This window comes from Vibrio sp. ZOR0018 (assembly GCF_963865925.1).
Lineage (GTDB): Bacteria > Pseudomonadota > Gammaproteobacteria > Enterobacterales > Vibrionaceae > Vibrio > Vibrio anguillarum.
Genome location: NZ_CAWMCN010000038.1, coordinates 1 through 1,904 on the forward strand (window position 1 = coordinate 1; position 1,904 = coordinate 1,904).

Annotated in this window: 1 protein-coding gene; it reads left to right on the forward strand. The window is 37.8% G+C overall.

Going from position 1 to position 1,904, the window contains the following annotated elements; translation table 11 throughout:
• Window positions 1–115: 115 nt before the first annotated feature.
• On the forward strand, window positions 116–1,327 hold the full coding sequence (locus AACR75_RS01145; RefSeq protein ID WP_052190365.1) for a hypothetical protein: 1,212 nt from the start codon (window positions 116–118) through the stop codon (window positions 1,325–1,327).
• Window positions 1,328–1,904: the final 577 nt, after the last annotated feature.

Sequence of the window (1,904 nt, forward strand, 5' to 3'; positions counted from 1 at the left end):
AGTGCAAAATTGAAGTTCAGTGTTTACGGTGTGTTTTTTGAGTTCGGCGGTGCGTTGTCAACCCCTTAGCCGGGCGTTAGCTTTCAAACAAATTCATCTGCGTCAATTGGAGTAAATGGTGTTTAGAAAAAATATTTCTCTTGAAAAATCTAATGCTATTAAGCAAAAGATGCTCAATGAAAAGTTTGTCGATATTACTAAAAAAGCTAAAAAGCATCATTATAAGTATATAAATCCTGATGCAGTAAAAAACGTAGTCGGGAAATGGACTCCCATTTCAATTTGGAACTTTTCATTTTTGCTTGAATGTTTTATTTCAGCAATGTCAGAAACTGGCATTAGCATTATGAATTCGAAAGGATCCTATAAAACTGATATCGAGGGTGTATCTGAAGCTTTAGTTGGGATCGGTGATAAGCTTTTAAAGAGCAACTCTAATTACAAACAAGGTCAATGGAATCTATTTAATGGGTTAGATTTTGATATTGTACATACTTGTATTAAAGATAAACCTGTCGAAACTATGGTAAAGCCATACTTTTCTTTCGATGAATTTAAAAGGGGAGAAGATGAATCAAGAGTTGTTGTTCACTGCACCGTTGCTGAATTTGATGGAACGCCTTGGACTATTTCTTTTCCCTTACAGTACATTATGAAAGGGTTCCCTAAAATCAAAGGGCAGCATTTTGGTTACTGCCATAAAATTGCTTTGTTTGATGATGATGGAACCTTTGATAAAGAGTATGTCTATATTGGAGTAACGAAGCGGAATTGGCTTAAAAGAATGAGTGAGCACTTTAATGAGATAAAGTCAGGTAGCAACAAATTATTCCATAAGACTTGGCGAGAATTTACGGGAAATAAAAAAGTTATGCTAAGCAGTGAATTGATTGTTGGTGACCATACCTTTGATCAAATTATGGCTTGGGAAGAAACAATGGTTGATAGGTGTATGGATGATAATATTTCACTAAATATGATCCCTGGTGGATTTAAAGGAATGAAATTTCTTCATAAACATCGGTTACTAAAAAGTGAAAGATCAACCATTGATGAGCGTGATGATGCTGTTTTAGAGTTTCAAAAATTACACCCTAGAGCAGGCATAGCGAATCTACTTATCAGTGAACTTTGGAAAAACGATGATTATGCAAAGAAAATCATCTGTGGAGCAGATGATAGGTTATCTGTTGAGCAAGTTTTAAAAATTCGAGAGCTGAATGAGATTGGTGTGCCAGTTGAAAAAATTACACAAACAGTAAATGCTCGCAATTTGCAACAAGTGCAACGAGTGATTAAAGGAAAAACCTATTCACGCATACATTGAAAGCTAACAAACGCTTCAAGAGGGACAGCCAACGCGTGGCATTTTTACTATGCGTTGGTTTTCGTGGTTACGGTGTTATGCGGAAAGTTAGTAGTGGCGTTGGCTGCCCCTTAAGCGGGCGTTATGTCGCTATTTGTCTCAAGCTACTACGAGGTCATATGAGTAAAAATCAGGGGATTATAGAGTTTCTTGCGATGTCAGGCATTTTACCACTAGCTATATTCCTAATAATTATTTTGGGTGGTATAGGTTTCTTATTGCTAGCTGTGTTCTCTATGTCAAAAGATAAGTCTGCAAGTTGTGCTCAGCAAGATGGTAGTGAGTGCAAGAGGCTTGATACTTACTATGATCCTAGTTTGCCCGAACGATCGTGCCCTAATTGCTCAGGGAATATTAGCAAGGGTAAAGTCGTGTGCAGTACGTGTGGCGAATTAGATAGTAATGTGATCTCAACATAACAAACGGCTCAAGAGGGATTGCCAACGCGTGGCGGTTTTAGTGCAAAATTGAAGTTCAGTGTTTACAGTGGTTTTTTGAGTTCGGCTATGCGTTGTCAACCCCTTAGCCGGGCGTTATG

Bases quoted from the DNA above. Each gene is read 5' to 3' on its own strand.
- AACR75_RS01145 (WP_052190365.1), top strand. From the start codon at position 116: ATGGTGTTTAGAAAAAATATTTCTCTTGAAAAATCTAATGCTATTAAG.